This is a genomic window from Candidatus Aegiribacteria sp., from assembly GCA_021108005.1.
Lineage (GTDB): Bacteria > Fermentibacterota > Fermentibacteria > Fermentibacterales > JCC-6 > Aegiribacteria.
The window spans coordinates 1-1505 of sequence record JAIORS010000194.1; the positions used below are offsets into that span (position 1 = coordinate 1).

The following is a 1505-nucleotide window of genomic DNA, read 5'->3' on the forward strand; positions in this document are numbered from 1 at the left end:
CTTCTCGACGGTTCCCCCGATATGATAATCCTGCTGGATACGGATCTTAAAGTACTCTGGGCCAACAGAACGGCTCTTTCCATGAATCCTGATTCAATCGGTCAATTCTGTTACAAAGCATTCCCCGGAATTGAAGAGCCCTGCGATGGCTGCCCGATTGTTAAAGCCATTGAAACGGGAGAAAACGAAACAGGTATCGTGTATCAGGAGGCCGTTGAAGGAAAAAGAGGTGAAAGATACTGGGAAGATATAGGTGTTCCGATGAAGGACGGGAACGGAAATGTTATCGAGATCATAAAAATAGCCAGGAACATCACTGACCGTGTTAAAAAAGAAAACGACCTCAGGAGAAAAAACGAAGAACTCGAGAGATTCAATTCACTCGCTGTCGGCAGAGAAGTGAAAATGGTGGAGTTGAAAAGGGAGATAAACTCATTGCTTGAGGAACTTGGCAGAGAACCCGGGTTCACAGTGCCGAAAGGATATGAAACAGAGGCTTCGCAGTGAGAATACGCTCGAAGGTACTCCTTGTGGCTTTCTCGGTGATCGTAGCTACAGGGTTGTCCGTAATTCTTGTTGTGAGAAGTATTTCAAAGAGTATTCTTGAAGAACAGATGATCAGTCATCTGGCCGTCATCGCAGAGATAAGAGCGAGATATGTCAATTCGGTTCTGAATGAGTATCAGGAACTCGCAGTACTCATATCAACCGGAAATGCATTTGTCGATCTCATTGCAGAAACAGAAAACACTGAAGAAGCAATTCAAAGTGTAAACAGAAGAATTAGCGCATTGCTATCTTCTTATTCTGCAATTTCACGGATCAGAGTGCTTGACAATACAGGTACAGTAATTGCTTCGTCTCACTCGGATGTTGGTGCTAACCACAGCGCAGACTCACTATTCCTGAGTATTGCAGATGGAGAGGTTTATACAGGGGAATTCCACTTTTCTCGATTCACTGGAAATCCGGTATTAAGTATTTCAGCTCCGATTTTTATATCCGGTGAGTTCCGGGGAGCCATTGTAATTAATTTTGATGCAGATAAGGAACTGTTTTCTTCTATAACGGACAGGACCGGTCTGGGGGAGACAGGAGAGGTTTATGTAATTGACAGAAGCGGTCTTATGCTTACCCCTTCTTTATTCATCGATAACGCTGTTCTGCATGTGGAGGTCGATCTGGAGACAGCGGGGGGTATCGCGGAGACCTGTCGATTCGAGGGAGGGGAACATGAATCCATTGCTGTTTTTACAAACAATTACATGGGGAAGGCTGTTATCAGCATTCATTCGCATATTCCCGATATTGACTGCATCCTTATAGCTGAAATATGTGTTGAAGAAGCCTTCGCCCCGGTTGAGAGACTCACGCGGAGTATGCTCATGGTTATGGCCGGTGTGCTTGTCCTTGGTTTTATGATTTCAATAGCTGTCTCGTCCAGTCTGGCAAAACCCATCGAGAAGCTGAAAGATGGTGTGGAAGAGATAATGAAGGGAAATCTT

General features: G+C 44.7%; 2 protein-coding genes. Both read left to right on the top strand.

The genetic code is table 11. The annotated features are described in order from the left end of the window. Positions 1-507 (top strand): PAS domain-containing protein (locus tag K8S15_12445; protein ID MCD4776845.1); only part of this gene is annotated, 507 nt, incomplete at its 5' end. After that, on the top strand, positions 504-1505 hold a 1002-nt coding region (locus K8S15_12450; GenBank protein MCD4776846.1), incomplete at its 3' end, for a cache domain-containing protein. The genes K8S15_12445 and K8S15_12450, both read left to right, overlap by 4 nt.